Origin of the sequence: Rhizobium leguminosarum bv. viciae USDA 2370 (genome assembly GCF_002008365.1) — a bacterium.
Taxonomy (GTDB): domain Bacteria; phylum Pseudomonadota; class Alphaproteobacteria; order Rhizobiales; family Rhizobiaceae; genus Rhizobium; species Rhizobium leguminosarum.
Map to the genome: position 1 here is coordinate 336,762 of NZ_MRDL01000046.1, position 20,268 is coordinate 357,029.

Annotated in this window: 16 protein-coding genes; 10 read left to right on the forward strand and 6 right to left on the reverse strand. The window is 61.5% G+C overall.

Features of this window, described 5'->3' with window-relative positions; genetic code table 11:
- Positions 1–2 precede the first annotated feature (2 nt).
- The 3 genes from BS629_RS23560 to BS629_RS23570 form a co-directional block, all read right to left on the reverse strand.
- A complete protein-coding gene (locus BS629_RS23560) occupies positions 3–3,290 on the reverse strand; it encodes a GH36-type glycosyl hydrolase domain-containing protein (protein WP_018246115.1) in 3,288 nt (1,095 codons plus the stop codon).
- 105 nt (positions 3,291–3,395) lie between these two features.
- Positions 3,396–4,937, reverse strand: coding sequence for a DHA2 family efflux MFS transporter permease subunit (locus BS629_RS23565; RefSeq protein WP_018246114.1), 1,542 nt, complete (start codon positions 4,935–4,937; stop codon positions 3,396–3,398).
- A 268-nt stretch (positions 4,938–5,205) separates the two neighbouring features.
- Positions 5,206–6,114, reverse strand: a complete 909-nt coding sequence (locus BS629_RS23570; protein WP_077988518.1) for a flagellin N-terminal helical domain-containing protein — start codon at positions 6,112–6,114, stop codon at positions 5,206–5,208.
- A gap of 310 nt (positions 6,115–6,424) precedes the next feature.
- On the opposite strand from BS629_RS23570, the gene BS629_RS23575 reads away from it, so the two are divergent.
- Genes BS629_RS23575 through BS629_RS23605 form a run of 7 tightly spaced genes read left to right on the forward strand, consistent with a single transcriptional unit; the run spans position 6,425 to position 14,278 of the window.
- Entirely contained in the window at positions 6,425–8,116 is a 1,692-nt protein-coding gene (locus BS629_RS23575; protein WP_018246112.1) for an ABC transporter substrate-binding protein, read from the forward strand.
- 19 nt (positions 8,117–8,135) lie between these two features.
- Positions 8,136–9,116: an ABC transporter permease gene (locus tag BS629_RS23580; RefSeq protein ID WP_018246111.1), complete on the forward strand. Its 981-nt coding sequence runs from the start codon at positions 8,136–8,138 to the stop codon at positions 9,114–9,116.
- Complete coding sequence (locus BS629_RS23585) at positions 9,116–10,018, forward strand: ABC transporter permease (protein WP_018246110.1); 903 nt, start codon at positions 9,116–9,118, stop codon at positions 10,016–10,018. The genes BS629_RS23580 and BS629_RS23585 overlap by 1 nt, the downstream gene beginning before the upstream one ends.
- Positions 10,015–10,830 carry an ABC transporter ATP-binding protein gene (locus tag BS629_RS23590; RefSeq protein ID WP_018246109.1) on the forward strand — a complete coding sequence of 272 codons (816 nt, stop codon included), beginning with the start codon at positions 10,015–10,017 and terminating at the stop codon, positions 10,828–10,830. Before BS629_RS23585 ends, BS629_RS23590 begins: the two co-directional genes overlap by 4 nt.
- A complete protein-coding gene (locus BS629_RS23595) occupies positions 10,827–11,753 on the forward strand; it encodes an ABC transporter ATP-binding protein (RefSeq protein WP_018246108.1) in 927 nt (308 codons plus the stop codon). Before BS629_RS23590 ends, BS629_RS23595 begins: the two co-directional genes overlap by 4 nt.
- Before the next feature lie 11 nt (positions 11,754–11,764).
- Positions 11,765–12,235, forward strand: a complete 471-nt coding sequence (locus BS629_RS23600) for a GNAT family N-acetyltransferase (protein ID WP_018246107.1) — start codon at positions 11,765–11,767, stop codon at positions 12,233–12,235.
- Between the two features lie 21 nt (positions 12,236–12,256).
- Positions 12,257–14,278: a beta-N-acetylhexosaminidase gene (locus BS629_RS23605; protein ID WP_032980956.1), complete on the forward strand. Its 2,022-nt coding sequence runs from the start codon at positions 12,257–12,259 to the stop codon at positions 14,276–14,278.
- Positions 14,279–14,378: 100 nt separating this feature from the next.
- Here BS629_RS23605 and BS629_RS23610 read toward each other — a convergent pair whose 3' ends face one another.
- A complete protein-coding gene (locus BS629_RS23610) occupies positions 14,379–14,843 on the reverse strand; it encodes a winged helix-turn-helix transcriptional regulator (RefSeq protein WP_018246105.1) in 465 nt (154 codons plus the stop codon).
- Between the two features lie 90 nt (positions 14,844–14,933).
- On the opposite strand from BS629_RS23610, the gene BS629_RS23615 reads away from it, so the two are divergent.
- The gene (locus BS629_RS23615) at positions 14,934–15,749 is read left to right on the forward strand and encodes an oxidoreductase (RefSeq protein ID WP_018246104.1); all 816 of its coding nucleotides are present in this window, start codon (positions 14,934–14,936) and stop codon (positions 15,747–15,749) included.
- Between the two features lie 50 nt (positions 15,750–15,799).
- Entirely contained in the window at positions 15,800–16,801 is a 1,002-nt protein-coding gene (locus BS629_RS23620; protein WP_026188732.1) for an NADP-dependent oxidoreductase, read from the forward strand.
- A 106-nt stretch (positions 16,802–16,907) separates the two neighbouring features.
- On the opposite strand, the gene BS629_RS23625 is transcribed toward BS629_RS23620, so the two are convergent.
- On the reverse strand, positions 16,908–17,771 hold the full coding sequence (locus tag BS629_RS23625; protein WP_483414382.1) for a helix-turn-helix domain-containing protein: 864 nt from the start codon (positions 17,769–17,771) through the stop codon (positions 16,908–16,910).
- Between the two features lie 154 nt (positions 17,772–17,925).
- Here BS629_RS23625 and BS629_RS23630 point away from each other — a divergent pair, with 154 nt between their 5' ends.
- Positions 17,926–18,837, forward strand: coding sequence for a DMT family transporter (locus BS629_RS23630; RefSeq protein WP_018246101.1), 912 nt, complete (start codon positions 17,926–17,928; stop codon positions 18,835–18,837).
- Between the two features lie 140 nt (positions 18,838–18,977).
- Here BS629_RS23630 and BS629_RS23635 read toward each other — a convergent pair whose 3' ends face one another.
- The gene (locus tag BS629_RS23635; RefSeq protein WP_018246100.1) at positions 18,978–20,180 is read right to left on the reverse strand and encodes an ROK family transcriptional regulator; all 1,203 of its coding nucleotides are present in this window, start codon (positions 20,178–20,180) and stop codon (positions 18,978–18,980) included.
- Positions 20,181–20,268 lie beyond the last annotated feature (88 nt).

Genomic DNA, 20,268 nt, shown 5'->3' on the forward strand with positions numbered 1-20,268 from the left:
TTTCACACCTCAGGCTTCGGTCTCATCAGCCGAAGCCAGGCGGCGTGGTCGGTTTGCAGATCGACCGAGGCGTGGATCGCGGGAAGAAGCGGTTTGCGTTTGCGTCGGCCGAAGCGCCGTTTGAAGCCGAGGATATTTTCGACGACGCTTCTGGTGTAGAGCCCGGGGCCGCTTGAATAGATGCGCCATCCACCGTCGACGGCGATCTCTCCCGCCTTGACCCGCTCCCACTCGGCCGCCGCCTGATAACGATCATGGAAAGCCGCGTCGCTGCTGCTGAAATAGGTATTGCGCTGGCGCAGCGAAGCATGCGGCAGCGCTGATGTGACTGAAATCGGATTGACGACAGCGATCGCCTTCCAGAGTTCGTCCACGTCCGCCTCCAGCGCCAGCGTCTCGCAGTAGCGCAGATGCGCATGTACATACATCAGCCCGATCTCGCGCCCGAAGAAAGAGGAGGATTCGGCGCGGCGAAACAGTGTCTCGGGGCCGCCGGCATAGGTCGCGGGCTTTTCCATCAGCCGCACGCCGTCGGGAAAGAGCAGATGCTCTTCGATCAGCTTCATATGATCGCGTCGCTGAACCGGCGTAAAGAGGCCGCCGAGCATCGCCTGCGTCATCGAGATCAGCGAGTAATGCAGGCCGGTGCGCCGGTCGCTCGGGTGCAGCAGCAATTCGACACCATCATGGCTGGGATCGAAGATACCGTAGCCGGCAACGATACCGTCACGCACGAGATGGCGGTTGAAATCCCGGCGCATCGCCGTTGCGATCTTCCTCAAGCCCTTGGCCTTGTCGCCATGGCCGAGGCGGCGCAGGATCGCGGAATAACGGACGATCTGCTCGTAGAGCAAAGCAACGGTCCAGCTACTGACCATCCAGTCGCGCAGATGCGGATCGGCCGGCTGCAGGGAATCGTTCCAGTCTCCCTCGCCATAGCGGATCAGATGCGTTCCCGGGATGAAAGCTTCGCCAACGGTATCGAGCAGCTTCTCGACATGGATTGCGATGGTGTCGGGCTCCGGTGCCCGGGCCATGGTCTTTTCATCACGCCAGGAGACTTTCTCGTCGAGGATGGCGAGATCGCCGGTCGCTTCGATATAGTCGCAGAGCGCCTTCAGCGGCCAGACGACGATGTCGCCGTGACTATCGCCTGCCCGGATATTGGCATAGGGCTCCAGCATGAACCACTGCGGCCAGTCACCTTTTTCCAGGTATTGTTCGCTGAAGACGGTCTTCAGCACCTCTTTGGCTTCGCGGTCATGCTCGTAGGCGAGCAGGAATTCGATCGGCCCCTGGCAGGCGTCGCGCGTACCCCAGGCAGCACCGGTATATTGCTCGAGGCCGTGCGGCACGCTCAGATGCACAATGGCATCATGCGCGAGCCAGGGAAGCAGGGCCGTCTGCGCGGCAAGGTCGGGCGAGGTGCTGGCGATCGTCACGCCGCGCACGGCGTTCCGCCAGAATTTTGATGCCGGCGCAAGCATGGCATCACCGGTGACGCCGGCCTCATATCGTTGCGCCAGGCGCTCGGCCTCCGCCGCATCGGTCATCGAGCCGACGACGGCAAAGGAAAGCGTCTGCGTCGGTCGCGATCGCAGTGCGACGAAGGCGCCGTTGCGCGCCATCCCGTCGCTATAGAGCAATTCGTCGCCACCGATCTCCTCGATGGCATCGGGCGTCGAACTCACCAGCCAATAGCTGGCATCGGGATAACGCTCGCCCCAGAGCCAGGCCGGGTCCGGCCGGAAAAGAATGCGCTTGGCTAAGGTGTCGAATGCGATCTGCCCGCCCGCGTCATATTCGCGCTCGCCGAGCACGACATGACCAAACACCAGGAAGCGGCATGGCTCGCCCTCGACAGAGACGGTCCACTGCATCGCCGCATCCTCGCCGGAGGCGACTGCCGATACGATGATCGTGCGTTCGGAGAGGCGATAGATCCAACGGCAATCGCTGAGTCCCATTTCGAAAGCCGACGGCACCGCCAGAAGCTGCCAGCCGGCGCCGACATCCGCCATGATGCGCAGCCCGCCGGCGCGCGTCAGATTGTAGGGGTCACGGGAGACGGAAAAGAGCTTGTGAAAAGACGTATTGCCGATCGTCAGCTGCGCCGCAAAAATGCCCTGCATCCAGCAGGTCGCGGCAAGCGTCGCATCGTCGAGCAGCATATTCTCACCGCTTCTGACGATCGCGCCGTGACGGCGCGCCACCATGAGCTCCTTGTCGCGCAGGACCACATGACGGTTCAAAACGCCGTCCGACACGAAAAACGAAAGAAGCTTTCCGTCGACGCGCTCTTCCAGGCTCCGCTCCGGATAGAGCTGGCTGATCGCCTTTTTGTCCAGCGCCTCGGCCTTCAGCAAGGCAGCATCCTGAAGCAGACTGCAGACCGGCGTGACCTCCTCGATATCGGCAGCCGCACTGTTGGTCGCCGCAAGCGCGTCAAGTCGTGAAAGGTCGGCATCGCTCGACGCTTCGGGATGATCGGCGGCGAAGACGGCAAAGAAGGTCGCGGTCACACCGCTTGCCGGCACGGAGAGCGATTTCGACTGGATGGCGGGACACGCCGTCTCTTGCTGCCGCCGTTTGCTCGGCAGGCTGGTGCCGAAAGGGCCGACCAGCCGATCGTCGAGGCGGTCCTTCGCCTGCACCAGCTGAATGGCATCCGTGGCATAGGCAGCCGCCCCATCGCGGCAGCCTTGCACGAGCCAGGGGTTGCGGGCACCCGACTGCTTGAGATTTTGCCGGTTCATCACGACCGGGCCGAATGTCTCATGATCGGTGATATGGTGATCGACATATTGCGATGCATAGGCTTCGCTGTTCATCAGGAAGCCGCGGTCGCCGAGACCGACGTCCTGGATCAGTACCAGATCCACCGGCAGCGCTCCATCCTTCAGATGGCGGATGGAGACACGCCAGAACCAGGCCGTTTCGGAGGGATGAAGCTCGAGGCGGACGGTGTAGCCGATATCGCCTCTCTTGCCGCTCCAGGAGAAGCTCGTCGTATCGTGCCCGAAGCTGCCATTAGCGCGAGGCCCGACAATCTCGACGACATCAGGTGCCGCACCGCCGATGCGCAGATACAGCCGTCCGATGCCGCCGGTGAGCGGCGAGCCCTGGATCTGGTTGATCTGCACCGATCCCTTGTCGTCGGCATATTCGATGGCAAACAGCGTGCCGTTCGGCAGGGCCGCTATCGACAGGCCGGATCCGTTGCTGATCGTGAAGAGGCCAAGCTCTTCGCGTCGGGGCATTTGAAAACTGCGCGTAAGGTCCGTGGCCATTGAGATCTCGTCGATTGGCTTCAGAAGGGAACTGGAAGATGACGCAAAATGATTGAGAGAAATCTTACCGGAGATCGGAAGATCGGCAACTTCTCACCATGGTTTTCACGTTGAGGCCGGTCGCCTGGCGAAGGGCACTGAGAGCAGGGCGCAGCCGGTCAGGATAGCGACGATCATCCAGGCTTCGTTGATCGCCTGGACGCTAGCCGCGGTCTGGACCAGCGGATCGAGCAGCGCCATGGTATCTGCATCGAAGCTGCCGCTATGTGCCGATATGGTCTGCGGAGGCGCGCCGACGAATGTCCCAGCCTCGATGTCGCCGGCTTGAAGACGGGTCCACAGGGCCTGTCCCAGCGGTTCCGAGCGCGTGTAGATGATGGTGTCGATCAGCGCGATGCCGATCGCCCCGCCGAGATTGCGCATCAGGTTGAAAAGTCCACTGGCATCGGGAATGCGATCTGGCGGAAGTGTGCCGAGCGCCAGCCGCGTCGGCGGCAGCAGGCAGAACATGATGGCGACGCCGCGCACGACCTGCGGCCAGAACATCGCGTCATAATCCGTGCGAGGATCCTGAAACGCGCTCATCCCGACGCCGATCGCAAAGAGCGCGAAACCGGCCGCCGACAGCAGCCGCGCATCCATGCGCTTCTCCAGCGCGACCGCGATCGGCGCCGTCACCAACTGCGCGATGCCGGTGACCAGCATCGTCATGCCGATCTCAAGCGCGTCATGCCCCCTGATGAAAGCGAGGAAGACCGGCATGAGATAGACCGAGCCAAAGAGGCCGATGCCGAGCACGAAGCTCAGAACCGATCCGACGAGAAAGTTCCGATCGCCGAAATTGCCGAGATCGACGATCGGCCTGCCTCGGCGCAGCGTTCGCCAGACGAAGACGCCTCCCGAAGCAAGGCAGACGGTGAGCAGGCTGAGCACATAGGCCGAGATCCAGCCGCTCGTCGGCGCCTCCTTCAGGCTGAGTTCCAAAGTCGTCAGCGCGGTCGCCATCAGCAGGAGCGACAGACCATCGAGATGCCTCAGTTCGGACGGATCGGTCGCCTGCCGCGGCAGGGACCGTGCGGCCAGGATTGCCGAGACGATACCGGGGATGATGTTGATCAGGAACAGCCAGTGCCAGGAATAGGTCTGCGTCAGCCATCCGCCGACGATCGGTCCGACGGTTGGAGCAAGCACCGCAAGCACGCCGGCGATCGTCGTCGCAAGCGCCTGCCGCTCGTTCGGGAACAGGATGAACACGGCTGAAAATACCGATGGGATCAGCGTTCCGCCGGAAAAACCCTGAAGCACCCGCCAGGCCACCAACTCGCCGAAGCTGCCGCTCGCCGCACAGCCGGCGGAGGCTGCGACGAACAGGCTGATGGCAATGACGAACAGCCATCGCATCGTCAACAGCCGGGTCAAGAAGCCGGTGAGCGGGATCGCCACCACCTCGGCGATGAGATAGGCCGTCTGTATCCAGCTCATCTGATCCGGATCGATGCCCAGCGCTGACTGGATGGTCGGCAGAGATGTCGCCACCACCTGGACGTCGAGGATCGCCATGAACATGCCGACGCACATCGCCAGGAAGCCGAGCCAGACGATGGCGGGCGTTTCATCAGGACGGGCAGATTCAAGTCGTTCCGACATGCGATGATCCCGCGCGCTGCGTTCTCCGCCCTGGGGTGCGAAGACTAAGGCCGATCGTGGTTGCGATCGAGACGACGGACAGCATGGCTCGGAAGTGAACCGCGATTTCGCCGATCGCGACACCATAGTTCGGATGAGGACAGGAGGGATAGGGACCCGCCGACACAAATTTGCACGAGTGAGTTGAACGCGATCGAGCCTGACCGGGTGGGCCAGGCTCGATCGTGTCACCAACGGATTTGCTCCGAGCGCCCTATATGTCCGGCGCTTAGCTGCGGAAGAGCGACAGGATATTCTGCGACGACGAATTCGCGATCGATAGCGACTGGATCGCAAGCTGCTGTTGTGTTTGCAAGGTAGAGAGTTTGCTCGACTCCTCCTCCATGTCGGCGTCGACCAGCCGGCCCACACCCGAGTCGATCGAATCGGAAAGCGCACTGACGAAGTCTTCCTGCAGATCGATGCGCGTCGAGATCGAACCTAGTTGCGCACCGGCAGAGGTCATTGCCGACAGTGCGGATTCGATGGTCGACAGCGCCGACTGGATCTGACCGGTGGTGAAGTCGGTGATATCAAGCGAATAGACGGAATCGCCGTTTGCATCAGCCGTTCCGAGGATGCCGGACGCGGTATCGATCGTCCCGCTGCTCATGCCGAACAACACATTGCCCGTGGAGCTGGTATCCAGAGCGTATTCCGTCATTTTAACGGAAACGGCGCCGGAGCCGTCGCGAACGAAGGACGATACGACACTTTTCGTGCCATCCGCGCCCGCGACCCAGTTTTCACCCGAGAACGACGCCGACTGGGCAATGCTCAGCAGTTGTTCCTGAAGCTGGCTGATTTCTTCCTGGACCTTGGACTTGTCGACACCGTCCTCGGTCGCTGCGACAAGCTTGGATTTGATCTCGTCGACAACGTCGATCGCATTGTCCATGGCCGTATAGGCAGTATCGACCTTTGCTGCGCCAAGGCCCAGCGCGTCGGACACGGCGGAGAGCGCCTTGTTGTCGGACCGCATCGTGGTTGCGATCGACCAGTAGGCGGCATTGTCGGATGCGGTGTCGACCCGATAGCCGGTAGAAACACTGTTCTGTGTCGTTTCGAGACTGGAGTTGATGTTGCGCAGCGTCTGAAGGGCAGACATCGCTGAATTGTTCGTATTGATGCTCGTCATGGGAAATTCGACCCGCTCTTAGAAGTTGAATGTGTTGCATCCCGGGGAACATCCCGGCCGTGGCGAGCAGCCTCATGCTTATCGACCAATGTTCGAGCCGGTCGATTCGCCATCGTTGAAACAATTATGGTACTTAAAGGTACATTAATTATTAACGCCGGAATTATCCTTACAAAACAACGCAGGTAAGCGGCTCGGAGGCCGTTGCAAAAAGTTTGAAATCGGCAATTGACGTGTCGGCAGGAAACTGACTATCAATATTAAATCAATTTGATTGACTTCAAAAATAAGCAACAAGGGGAACGATTGAATGAGATTGAGCAAGAGTGCAATCCGCAACAATTCCGTGCGCGCTGGCTTTGCGGCGGCAACCGCTCTGACGGCGCTCGTCGTTTTTGGGGCGGGGGGTGCATCCGCAGAGTCAGTGCTGACGATGCATATCGAGGAGCAGAGCAGCTGGGTTCAGAACTTCAATCCGTTCGACCTTGCCGGCCGCCGGCAGAGCACGATGGATTTCATCTACGAGCCCCTGGTCATCTTCAATGCCGAGGATGGCGGCAAGCCGGTGTTTCGCCTGGCGACCGACTATAAGTTCTCCGAGGATATGAAATCAGTCACCTATACGCTGCGGCCTGGTCTGAAGTGGTCCGACGGCCAGCCGCTGACGTCGGCTGACGTGAAGTACACGATCGATCTCATGCTGAAGAACCCCGCGCTCGACACTGTCGGCGTCGGCGAAACCATTGCCTCCGTCGAGGCGCCGTCGGCGACCGAGGTCAGGATCGATCTCAAGGCGGTGAACTCCGATTTCCCGGAAACGCTTGCCGATCTCGCCGTCGTTCCCGAGCATATCTGGAAGGACGTTTCCGATCCGGTCGCCTTCAAGAACGAGAAGCCGGTCGGTTCCGGCCCGATGACGGAGCTGCGCCGTTTCACGCCGCAGGTCTACGAGCAGTGCCGCAACCCGAACTACTGGGATGCCGCCTCGCTGCATGTCGATTGCCTCAGGCTGCCGCAGATCTCAGGCAACGACCAGATGCTTGCCATCCTGCCGGAAGGCAACATGGACTGGATCGGATCCTTCATTCCGCAGATCGACAAGACCTTCGTCCCGCTCGATCCCGACCATAACGGCTATTGGCAGCCGCCGGCCGAAACCGTCGCCTTCCAGATGAACTTCAAGAGCGGCAATGAAGGCAACCTCGAGGCCTACAAGGATCTGAACTTCCGCCATGCCTTCAGCCTCGCCATGGACCGCGCGTCGATGGTCGATATTGCCGGCTTCGGCTATCCTGTCGTCAACGTGCATGCGACCGGCCTGCCGCCGCGTTTTGAGACCTGGCGCAACAAGGGCGCCGAAGGCGACAAGGACGCCTTCATGGGCTTCGATACCGAGGAGGCCAACAAGATCCTCGACGATGCCGGCTACAAGAAGGGTGCCGACGGCTTCCGCACCACGCCGAGCGGTAAGCCGATTGCCTTCCCGATCATCGTTCCGAACGGCTGGACGGACTGGATCGATGCGGTCCAGATTGCGGTCGAAGGCCTGCGTGCAGCCGGCATCAACGCGTCCGTTGCCACGCCGGAATATGAACAATGGCGCAAGCAGATCATCGATGGCAGCTTCGAGGTCGTCATGAACTCCCGCGCCGACGGGGCAACGCCATTCCGCGGCTATTACCAGAGCCTGTCGACCGCTTACGGCGGGCGCATCACCGGCGCGCCCTCGCGCTATTCGAACCCGAAGCTGGACGCGCTTTTCGATCAGTATCTGAAGGCGACGTCGGAGGACGATCACAAGAAGATCTTCAACGACATCCAGCTGCTGATTGCCGACGACTTCCCTGTCGTGCCGGTATTCAACGGGCCGACCTGGTATCAGTTCTCCAGCAAGCGCTTCACCGGCTGGGTCACCGACAAGGATCCCGTCATGAATCCGGAGGACCATGACAACAACCGCATGCGCCTGATGCATCTGCTGCGCCTCAAGCCGGTCCAATAAGCCTCGCGAGGGAGCGGAAATGCGCGTTTCGAGCCGGCGCCTCGGCGTCTATGCGGTCGCCCTGGCGTTCGCCATCGTCATGAACTTCATTCTTCCCCGGCTCATGCCGGGGAGTCCTGTCGATGCCATGGTCGCCCAGCTCGGCCCGCGGGCAACACCTGCCGCCGTCGAGGCGATCAAGGCGCGCTTCGGCGCGGTCGACCAGCCGATGCTCTGGCAGTTCGTCGATTACGTGAAGGGGTTGGCGACCCTCGATCTCGGCGTCTCGGTCAAATATTACCCCCAGACCGTCGTCCAGGTTCTTGGCCGTTCGACGCTCTGGACAGTCTTCCTTGTCACCACCGCGATCATCTTTTCGCTCTGCGTCGGTGTCGTGCTCGGCGCGATCTCGGCCTGGCGTCGCGGCGGACGCTTCGACACGATCGTCTCGCCGCTCTCCGTGATCATGATTTCGGTGCCGCCTGTCATCGTGGCACTGACGACACTTTTCGTCTTCGCGGTCTCACTGCGCTGGTTTCCGGTGGGATATGCCTATGATCCCAACCTCGATCCCGCCTTCGATTTCACCTTCATTGGCAGCGTGTTCGCCCATGCGATCCTGCCGGTCCTGACGCTTTCGCCGTTCCTGATCGGCGAATTCCAGACGACGATGCGCTCGTCGATGATCTCGGTACTCGGCGAGGACTATGTAACCATGGCGCGCGCCAAGGGGCTCAGCCACCTCACCGTCATGTTCGGCTACGGCGCACGCAATGCCATGCTTCCCGTTTTGACCAACCTGGCGCTGATGCTCGGCGCCGTCTTCGGCGGCTCGATCGTCACCGAGATCGTCTTCAACTATCCGGGGTTGGGACTGACACTTTATACTGCGAGCATCGCCCGCGATTATCCTGTCATCCAGGGACAGTTGCTGCTGATGACGCTCGCGACGCTGGGTGCCAACTTCCTCGTCGACATCATCTACGGGCTCGTCGATCCCAGATTGCGGGAGGCCGTATGATGAGCTTTACGCTGCGGCCCATCCTCAGGCAAAAGAAAGCGCTGGCCGGCCTCATCATCATTGTGGCTCTGTGGCTGATGGCGCTGTTTGCGCCGATCGTTGCGCCCGGCGAACCGGGAGCGCGTGTCGGGCGCTCGCATCAACCGCCGTCGATCGAACATGTCATGGGCACGACGAAGATGGGGCGAGATGTCTATCGCCAGTTCGTCTGGGGCGCCCGTAGCTCTCTCTCCGTCGGTTTTGCCACGGGCATTGCCATCACCGTTCTCGGCACGGCCATCGGCCTCGTCGCCGGTTATGCCGGAGGCAGGACCGATGCGGTGCTCGATCTTGCGACCAATGCCGTGCTTGTTGTCCCCAACATGCCGCTGCTGATCCTGCTCGCCTCCTTCGCCGGGACGGTGGGGCCGATGACGATCATGGCGATCATCGCGCTGACCTCCTGGCCCTGGGGCGCCCGCATGACACGCTCGCAGACGATGGCGCTTCGCAATCGTGACTTCGTCACTGCCTCCAAGATGATCGGAGAGCCGGCCTGGCGCATCATCTTCGTGGAAATCCTGCCGAACCTGACGACGCTGATCGGCATCAACCTCGTCGGCAGCATCATCTATGCCATCGTTGCCCAGACGACGCTCGAATATCTGGGCTTTGGCGATCCGCTGAAGGTCTCCTGGGGCACGATGCTCTACAATGCCCAGAATTCCTCGGCGATCATGGTCGGCGCATGGTGGGACATCGGGGTGCCGGCAGTTGGCATCGCGCTGACGGGGCTTGGTCTTGCGCTTTTGAATTTCACCTTCGACGAGATCGCCAATCCGCAGCTGCGCTCCGGCCCGGCGCTGACGCGCTGGTTCCGCCTCAACCGTGCCCGCAACAGGGAACTGGAGCTTGGCCGATGAGCGACAATCTTCTGGAAATCGAAAAGCTCAATGTCGATTACCTCATCGACAAGGGAGAATTCCGCGCCGTGAAGGAGGTCTCCTTCAATATCGGCCGCGGCGAGATCTTCGGGCTGGCGGGTGAATCCGGTTGCGGCAAGAGCACGATTGCCTATGCCATCACGCGTCTTTCCAAGGCGCCTGCCTGGATCAGCGGCGGCAGCATCCGGCTGGACGGACAGGATCTCCTGAGGCTGCCCGAACGCGAGTTGCAGAAAATCCGCTGGAAGCGCATCGGCATGGTCTTCCAGAGCGCGATGAATTCACTCAATCCGCTGATGCGGGTCGAGGCGCAGTTCCATGACGTTCTGCGCCGACACACCGGTTGCTCGCATGAGGAATCAAGGGCTCGCGGCGAGGAGATGTTCCGCCTCGTCGGCATCCCCACACATCGCATCGGCGACTACCCGCACCAGTTCTCCGGCGGCATGCGCCAGCGCATCGTCATCGCCATCTGCCTGGCGCTCAGGCCCGAACTCATCATCATGGACGAGCCGACGACGGCTCTCGACGTGGTCGTGCAGCGGGAGATTCTCGAGCAGGTCGTCGATCTGCAGCGGACCTATGGTTTTTCGGTGCTCTTCATCACCCATGACCTGCATCTGATGGCGCAGCTCTGCCAGCGCATCGGGGTGATGCTGAAGGGCGAACTCGTCGAAGTGGGCGATGTTCGCCAGGTCGCTCAAGCGCCGCGGCACGAATATACCCGCAAGCTTTGGAATGCCATTCCGCAGCTTCCGGGCAATCCGCATCTATCGGGAGTCTTGGCATGAAAGCGGAGGCAAATCCTGTTGTCGCCGACGCGGTGATCCGGCTCGAAGACATCAAGCGTAATTTCGGCCCGGTACATGCGCTGAAAGGTGTGTCCTTCTCGCTCTTTCCCGGGCGGGCATTGGCGCTGGTCGGCGAATCCGGCTGCGGCAAGACGACTTGCGCCCGCATCATCGCCCGCTTGGACAAACCGACGGGCGGCAGGCTGTTTTTCCGCGGGCAGGATCTGACCGCCCGCGGCGAGGCGAAGGATGAGCATCAGTACCGCAGGGAGGTGCAGATGGTCTTCCAGGATCCGTTCTCGTCGCTCAACCCAGCCTTCACGGTCAGCCATCATCTGGCGCGGCCACTGCAATTGCATCGGCAGAGCGGCTCCAGGGCGGATCTTCCCGAAGAGATTGCCCGCCTGCTGGCAAGCGTCGGGCTGGAGCCCGATGTGACCAGGCAGAAATTCCCGCATGAACTCTCGGGCGGGCAGCGGCAGCGTGTGAATATCGCTCGGGCGCTGGCCGTCGCGCCGAGCGTGCTGGTTGCCGATGAGCCGACCTCGATGCTTGATGTCTCCATCCGCAAAGACATTCTCGATCTGCTCGCGAAAGTGAAACGCGAGAATGAGCTCGCCATGCTCTATATCACGCACGACATCGCAACGGCCGCACATGTGGCCGAAGAGATCGTCGTCATGTTCGCCGGCCAGATGGTCGAATGGGGCGACACCGATGCGGTTCTGTCCGATCCGCGCCATCCCTATACAAGATTGCTGCTTTCAGCCGTTCCAGATGGCAGCCGGCCGTTCGTGACGGGCGGAAGCGCGCGTTTCCTCGAACAAGCGGAAAAGGTACGCTCGCTCAGCCGTCCGGAATCGACTGTCGTCGAGCAGGTCGGCTCCAATCATTTCATACGCGCGCTCGGCGTTTCCGGCTGAAGGATGGCAAAGTGGACTACCTGGTAAACCTTTCCACCCTGCCGCAAGATACGCAATCGCCCGAGCGAATGGCCCGCGAGGGTGTGACGATCCGCCGGGCTCTGCCGCCGGAATTCCGGCTGATCACTGGCTGGATCGCAGAACAATTCGGTGAGGGATGGGCGAGCGAGGCATCCGTCGCGATGACCCGCCAGCCGACGACCTGCTTCATCGCCACGCGCGAACAGAAGCTCGTCGGTTTTTCCTGCCATGAAGCGACGGCACGCGGTTTCTTCGGACCGACCGGCGTCGACGAAGGCCTTCGCGGGCTCGGCATCGGCCGGGCATTGCTTTTTGCCAGCCTGAACGACCTGACAGCGATGGGCTATGCCTACGCGATCATCGGCGATGTCGGCCCTTCTGCCTTTTACGAAAAGGCCGTCGGGGCCATGCCTATCCCCAATTCCGCTCCCGGCATTTACGCCGGAATGCTCAAGACCTGATCTTCAGAAGGAAGAGTGACCATGTCCATTTCGCGACCGAAAGCCCTGCGGCTTGAAACCCTTTGGAATCCGCCTGCTGATGGTAAGGAGTTTTCCTATGTCCTGCGCCTCAAGAACCTCGGCACCGAGCCGCTTTCGAATTTCTCCCTCTGCGTGAGCGGCCCGGGCCGTGTCGATCCGGCGGGTCGCGTCGAAGGCGCGACGGTCTCACAACGGCTCTCGAATTTCACCGAATTCCAGCCGCCGGCCAATTTCGTTCTCGGCGCCGGCGAGACGTGGACGATTTCGGTCTACGCGTTGAGCTGGCAGTTCCGCCACTGGACGGACGGCGCGACGAGCGGCTATCTCGCGCTTTCTGATGGCAGCACGATCGTGCTCACCATCGAGCCGACGCGATCTTCGGTCAGCAACGCACCATTGAAGCGTGGCGCCGAGATCTATCCGGTTCCCATCAATGCGCCCGTTCAGGTGTCGATCATCCCCTGGCCGAACCATGTGTCGGTCACTTCCCGCCGGCCGCTGCCGGCCGGTTTTGCGCCGCAGGCGCAGAGCGCTGAAGGGGAGGCGGCAGCACGCAGTTTCGCAGCGCTGGTCGAGCATCTCTTTGCCGTCGAGGGCATCGTACGGAGCGAGGCGGAAGGCGCGGTTCCGGTTGCCCTGAAGGATGCCGCCAGGTTCGGGCCGGAGGCCTATCGACTGAGCTTCGAGGGTGAGGTGATCACGATCGAGGCAAGCAGCCGGACCGGCTTCCTCTACGGTCTCGTCACGCTCGGCCAGATCTGGCGCGGTGCAAGGCTGCATCCCGAGGTCTTCCAGTTTCCGGCCGCCGGCGAGATCGTCGATGAGCCGTCGATGGGTTGGCGCGGGCTGCATCTCGATGTCGCCCGCCAGTTCTACGGCGCCGCCGAGGTCAAGAAGCTGTTGGCGGTGCTTGCCTGGAACAAGCTCAACCGCTTCCACTGGCACCTTTCCGACGACGAAGCATGGCGCGTCGAGATCGACGCCTATCCTGATCTGACCGCGGTCGGCGCCTGGCGCGGCCACGGTCTGGCCGTTCCGCCGCTGCTCGGTTCGAGCCCGGCCCGCACCGGCGGCTATTACACCAAGGCCGCCATCCGCGAGATCGTCGCCCATGGCAAGAGCTTCGGCGTGGAGATCGTGCCGGAGATCGATGTCCCCGGCCATTGCTACGCCATGCTGCAGGCGATACCGGAGCTGCGCGATCCGGCCGAGGTCGGCAGCTATTATTCGGTTCAGGGCTTTCCCGACAATTGCATCAATCCGGCCCGCGAGAAGACCTATGAGATCATCGAGACGATCCTCTCCGAGCTCATCGAACTCTTTCCGTTCAAGATCATCCATCTCGGCGCCGACGAAGTTCCGCTTGGCGCGTGGTCCGGCTCGCCGGAAGCGCTCGAGCGCCTGCGCAGCGCGGCCGGCAACGAGGTTGCCGATGCGCATGCCAAACGGCTGAACGTCGTGACCAATACCCACGGCGCCGACGACATCCACGGCTCGGGTGCCGCCATCCTGCAGGCGGAGTTCCTCAGCCGCGTCCAGCGCTTCCTTGCGAGCAAGGGCTGCATCACCGGCGGCTGGGAAGAGGCAGCCCATGGCGATGTCATCGACAAATCGAAGAGCTATCTCTGCAGCTGGCGCAATGTCGAGGTCTCGGCCGAACTGGCCGAGCGCGGCTACGAAATCGTCGTCTGCCCCGGACAGGTCTACTACCTCGACATGGCGCTCAGGCCCGACTGGGATGAGCCCGGCGCCAGCTGGGCGGGGACTTCGGATGCCGAGAAGCTCTACAATTTCGATCCCATCGGCGGCTGGACGGCGAGCCAGAAACAGAAACTCCTCGGCATCCAGGCCTGCATCTGGTCCGAGCCGATGACGGATCGCGCCGTTTTCGACCGCCTCGTCTTCCCGCGCCTTTCCGCACTTGCCGAAACGGGCTGGACAAAGCCGTCATCCAAGTCGTGGGAGCGTTTCAGGGCGCTCGCAGGACTGATGCCGCTGCTCTACGGACTGCAGCAGTCGTAGCGCTCGGGATCGGCGCCGCGGGCTTTATTTGAGGATCACCCTTGCCATCGCCGGAGGCGGTGATGGCGGGGGATACTGACATCGGCTTCAAGGCGAGTTGTCAGGTGGCCGCTTCATCTGCCCCGGGCGGTTGACATTCGGGTGCTGCGATACGAATAGGACGTGTTCCAATCGGTGCGCCGGTCGCGCGGTCGATGGTGACGGGATCGACCTCCGTTCCGGTTTCGGCGTCGAAGAAACGGGTGACGTCGCCGCCGCCGCGGTACTTGCGGCCCCAGGCACCGATCGCAAACAGCACCGGCAAAAAGTCGCGGCCGGCTTCCGTCAGCACATATTCGTCGCGCGGCGGACGCTCGGAATAGCGACGCTTTTCCAGCAATCCTTCCTCGGTCAGCGATGACAGCCGCCCCGTCAGCATTGTCGGGACGATGCCGAGGCTTTTGCGAAATTCATCGAAGCGGGTCAGCCCCGCATGGGCGTCGCGCATGATCAGCATGCTCCACGCATCGCCGACGAGCGCCAGGCTACGGGCGATCAGGCAGGGCTGTTCCGAAAGATTCTTCATGTCGATATCTTTTTAGTAGTGACTTGCTATCGATTTGATAGTAACAGAATGCGCATAGACATTCCACGACAAAAACGAAGGCAGACGTCAATGAGCAAGAGAGAACGCGGCATTGCCCTGGTCACCGGGGCTTCCTCCGGCATCGGGCTGGTGACGGCGAAGGCGCTGCGGCGCGACGGTTACCGGGTGTTCGGCACCAGCCGAAAGCCGATGGCCGACACCGCCGATGGGATCACCATGCTGGTCTGCGACGTCATCGACGATCGATCCGTGCAGAGCGTCGTCGACGAGATTCTGAAGCGCACGGGACGGATCGATCTTCTGGTCAACAATGCCGGGATCGGCCTGCTCGGCGGCGCCGAGGAATCGACGACGGCGCAGGCCAAAGCCGTATTCGACGTCAACGTCTTCGGCACGATGCGCATGACCAATGCAGTACTGCCGGTGATGCGGCGGCAGCGCAACGGCCGGATCATCAACCTGAGCTCGATCCTTGGGCTGATCCCGGCGCCCTTCAACGCACTCTACGCAGCGACCAAACACGCGATCGAAGGTTATTCGGAATCCCTCGACCATGAAGTGCGCACACAGGGCATCCGCGTCGTGCTCGTCGAACCTGGTATCACCCGCACCTCGTTCGAAGAGAACATCACGCGCCCCGACCGGCCGCTTGCCGTCTATGATGCGGTGCGCGCCGTTGCGGAGAAGCTGATGCGCGAGATCGTCTCAAAAGGAGATGCGCCCGAGGTGGTCGCCGCAACCGTCGTCAGGGCCGCCAATGCGCCATCGCCCAAGAGACGCTATACTGCCGGAAAGGCGGCAGGACAGGTCCGCTTCATCCGCCGATTCCTGCCCGAGTCCTTCGTCGACAAGAGCCTCCGGAAATTCAACAAACTTCCCGGTTGAGCCTGCCTTACCGCATTTCCGGCGCACCACAAAAACGAAAGTTCGCCATCATGAAAGCATTCCTGATTGATCGCTACAAGAAGGGCGGCGCCCTCAGGTTCGGCCAGAGCCCTGAACCGCAGCTGCGCGAGAATGACGTCATGGTCGAGATCCATGCCGCCAGCGTGAACCCACTGGATGGCAAGATCCGGGACGGAGAGTTCAAGCTGATCCTGCCTTACCGGCTTCCATTGGTGCTCGGCAATGATGTCGCTGGTGTCGTGGTTCGGGTGGGCGCCAATGTCCGGCAGTTCAAACCCGGCGACGCGGTCTATGCGCGTCCCGGCCAGGATCGCATCGGCACCTTCGCCGAGTATATCGCCATCGACGCTGGCGATGTCGCGTTGAAACCCGCCAATCTCAGCATGGAAGAAGCCGCATCCATTCCACTTGTGGCGCTGACCGCATGGCAGGCGCTGGTCGAACGCGCCAAACTGCAGAAGGGGCAGAGGGTGCTGATCCATGCGGGCTCCGGCGGCGTCGGCACTATAGCGATCCAGCTTGCCAAACATCTCGGCGCCCACGTGGCGACGACCGTGAGCACGGCAAATATCGATCTGGTGAAAAGCCTCGGCGCCGACGTGGTGGTCGATTACAAGAAGGACGACTTCGACAAGGTGCTGAAGGGCTATGACGTCGTGCTGAACAGCCTCGGCAAGGATACGCTGGAGAAATCGCTCGCCGTCCTGAAGCCCGGCGGCAAGCTGATCTCGATATCAGGTCCGCCCGATCCCGATTTCGCCAGGGAAAACGGCTTCGGCTGGCTGCTGCGGCAGGTCATGCGCTTCTTGAGTTTAAGCATCCGGCGGAAATCGAAACGCCGGGGGATCGGCTATTCCTTCCTCTTCATGACGGCAAATGGCGCGCAGCTCGGCAAGATCACCTCGCTGATCGAGGCGGGCGCCATCCGCCCCGTCATCGACCGGGCCTTCCAATTCGAGAAGACCAACGAGGCGCTGGACTATGTGGAGACAGGCCGCGTTAAGGGCAAGGTCGTCATCGCGGTGAAGTAGACCCGGGAAGGCCGAGGAGCCCTCGGTTTAGCCGAGCGGCTTTTGCAGGACGTCGAAGCGCGGATTGGTTTCGGAAAAGAGAAGGGCGGTCGAGCGAAGGGGCTCTTCACTGTCGTTGCCGATAGGCAGAGGGTGTGACGCCTGTGCCCAACTTGAATGCCCGTGTCATGTGGCTCTGGCTGCTGAAGCCGCAGGCCGAAGCGATCTGCGCGATCGGGTCCATGCCTGATAACATCGATTTGGCGCGCTCGACCCGCCGGTGAGCGACCCAGCCATGCGGGGACACACCATAACTTGCCCGGAACATCCGCTGAAAATGAAAGGCGCTGAGCTGCCCGATCGCCGCCAGATCCTGCAATCGGATTGTCTCACCGAGATGGGCCTCGATATACTCCAGACTCCGGCGCCGCACATGAGGAGCGAGCCCGCCGCTGATCGCGCAGGGACGCATCCCTCCGTAACGGGGATCGACGAAGAAATCGTTGATCGTCTGTGCCATCGCTTCTTCAGCCTGCAGATGACCGCCCGCCACCATCGCTTGCGTCATCTGCCAAAGCGTGCGCGCCAAGGCGGGTGCATCTGCGAAGGTCACTTCGGGAAGAGCCATGAGCCGAGCATCGCGGTCAAACGTCTCCGCAAACATCCGCCGCATCTGGTCGTCGGGAACATACAGATGGACGAATTGGGAGAAGTCGGTGATTTCCCATTCGGACGAGTGCTCCTGTGGCATGATGCACAGCACTCCCGGACGGCCGCGAACGGCGGGGCTGCCATCTAGACGACGCGTTCCGGCGCCGCCTTTGAGATAAAGACTGAACGTATGACCGTTCGGCCGCTGATAGCTCATCCTGTCGTGTGCATTGCTCCAGATGGCAGCTGATCGCCCGAACCCCAAATCGATGGACTGTGACATCCGCGCAGTGGGAGATGCTGACAAAAACCCGAAAACCGAGGGGTGACTATATTTCACCAATTCTTCCCCACACCTGACCATGCCGCGCGAACAATACCGGCGGACGACCCGCATGGCGAGCCGGAAGTCCGGGCAAATCGATTTGATAGCAAGAATCTGCAAGAGGCCTGCTCACGGTTCGCCTAATGGTCGGGAAAACGAGGATCACTCCATGGCAAATGCCGCTCTCTTCATCGCAACCGTCCTCATATGGGGGACGACCTGGATCGCCATTGCGATGCAGGTCGGTCCCGTGCCGGTCTTGGTCTCGGTCTTTTACAGATTTGCGGTCGCAGCAGTGATCCTCGTCGCCATCCTGGCTGGCATGCGGCGGCTCAAGCTCCCTGCCTTGCGCGATCAACCTTTCATCCTTGCGCAGGCGCTCTGCCTGTTCAGCCTCAATTTCATCTGTTTCTACAACGCCGCCGCCTCTATCCCGTCCGGGCTAATCTCCGTGATCTTCTCACTCGCAACGATCTACAATGCCGTCAATGCGCGCCTCTTCTTCGGCGACCGCATTACAGGCCGCACGCTTCTCGCAGCGGCGCTCGGAGCAACCGGCCTTCTCCTGCTTTTCGGACAAGACGTTGTCGTCAATTTCGATATGGGCACGTTGAAAGGGATCGGGCTCGCAGCGCTTGGCACGCTGTTCTTCTCGCTGGGCAATATGGCATCGCGTCGAAACAGCGCGGCCGGAATCTCACCGCTGATCGCCAATGCCTGGGGCATGACCTATGGCGCGGTCGTCCTCCTGTTCCTGATTGCCGTGACGCAAACGCCGATCGTGGCGCCGCCCAACATCACCTATCTTGCCGCCCTGCTCTATCTCGCGGCGATCGGATCGGTGGTCGGCTTCACCACCTACCTCATGCTGGTGTCCCGGATCGGCTCCTCACGCGCTGCCTATGCCACCGTCCTGTTCCCGATCGTCGCCCTGTCGTTGTCGACGGTTTTCGAGGGCTACCACTGGAGCGGCCTGGGCCTGATCGGTCTGGCGCTGACGCTTCTCGGGAACGTGGTCATCTTTGCGCGACCTCTAGCCCGCCGCCCGGTGCAGGCAGATGCAAGGCTGCCGGCAGGCTGATGAGGGGCCGGCTCGGCAATCTCCCGTGACGAGGTGTACTAGAGCCTTTCCGTTTTTCTCCGAATCACGGAAATGCTCTATCTCTTTGTTTTCACGCAATTCCGGACGCAAAACCGCTACCCACTTTTGCTGGAATTGCTCTAGCCGAGCGGCTTTTGAAGAACGTCGAAGCGCGGATTGGTTTCCGAAAAGATCGGCAGGGCGGCGGCGCCGAGGATCGCCGTATCCTTGCCGGTCATGCCGATCATGACGCGGGGCAATGTCCGCTTCTGGTTGGGGTCGATCGGGGTGTGCAGCGGCTCCAGCCGCTCGGCAAGCCGAAGCATCAGCGATGTCGAAATGCTGCCTCCAAGCACGATGGTCTGCGGATCGAAGGCCAGTTCCAGAAAGTCGACGGTCTGCCGCAGCGGCTGGACGGCCTGATCCAGCCAGGCGTCGAGACCTTCGCCGCCCTTGGCGATCAGCGCATCGAGATCATCGGGCGAAAGCTCCTCGGCGTTGGCAATGCCCATGAATTCGTAGGCGACCGTCAACGAGATGTAGCGATCCAGACAGCCGCGCTTACCGCAGCTGCAGAGCTTGCCTTGCGGTTCGACGATGATATGGCCGATCTCACCGGCATTGTTGCGGCTACCCTTGTAGAGGTGACCATCGAGGAACATTCCGGCGCCGATGCCGCCTCCGCCGGCGAGGAAGAGATAGACGAAGCTGCCCAAACCGCGGGCGACGCCGTGAAGACGCTCGCCGATCGCTGCTGCCGTCGCATCGTTTTCGACGAGCACCGGCACCTTAACCCGCTGTTCCAGCTCATGCCCGACAGGAAAACCCTGCCAGCCGGGCAGGTTCAACGGGCTGAGAGAGGTGGTGCCGCCATCGGCATAGCGGCCGGGCAGGGCCATCCCGACGCCGAGCAGCCGGTTCCGATCGAAAACGAAGGCCTGCTGAAGATCCTCGACGATGGACTGAAGAGCCGGCATGGCACGTTGCGGATCTGGATGTTCGACATGGCGCTCGATGCGGGCGCAAACCGCGCCGGAGAGATCCGTCAGGACCCCGCTGGCGCGCTGGCGGCCAAGTTCGAGGCCGATCGAATAGGCACCGCGCGGATTGATGGTGTAGGGAATGATCGGCTGGCCGCGCGCCAGCTTCTGCGCCTCGGACGGGACAAGAAGGTGCGATCTCTCCAGTTCCTCGACGATATTCGACACGGTCTGGGCAGTCAGCGCCGTCATCCGGGCGATCGCTGCGCGCGACAAGGGACCGTTCGTGCGGACAGCCTCAATCACCACACGCCGGTTGTGAGACTTGGCCTGCTCGAGATTCGTGCCGGAAATTGCCTTCATGTCGCCTTCAAAGAAATGGTGCGTCACCCTTGTCACAAGACGAACACCGATGAAAGCCACATTCTTCGTCACGTCCCTGGACTAAGCA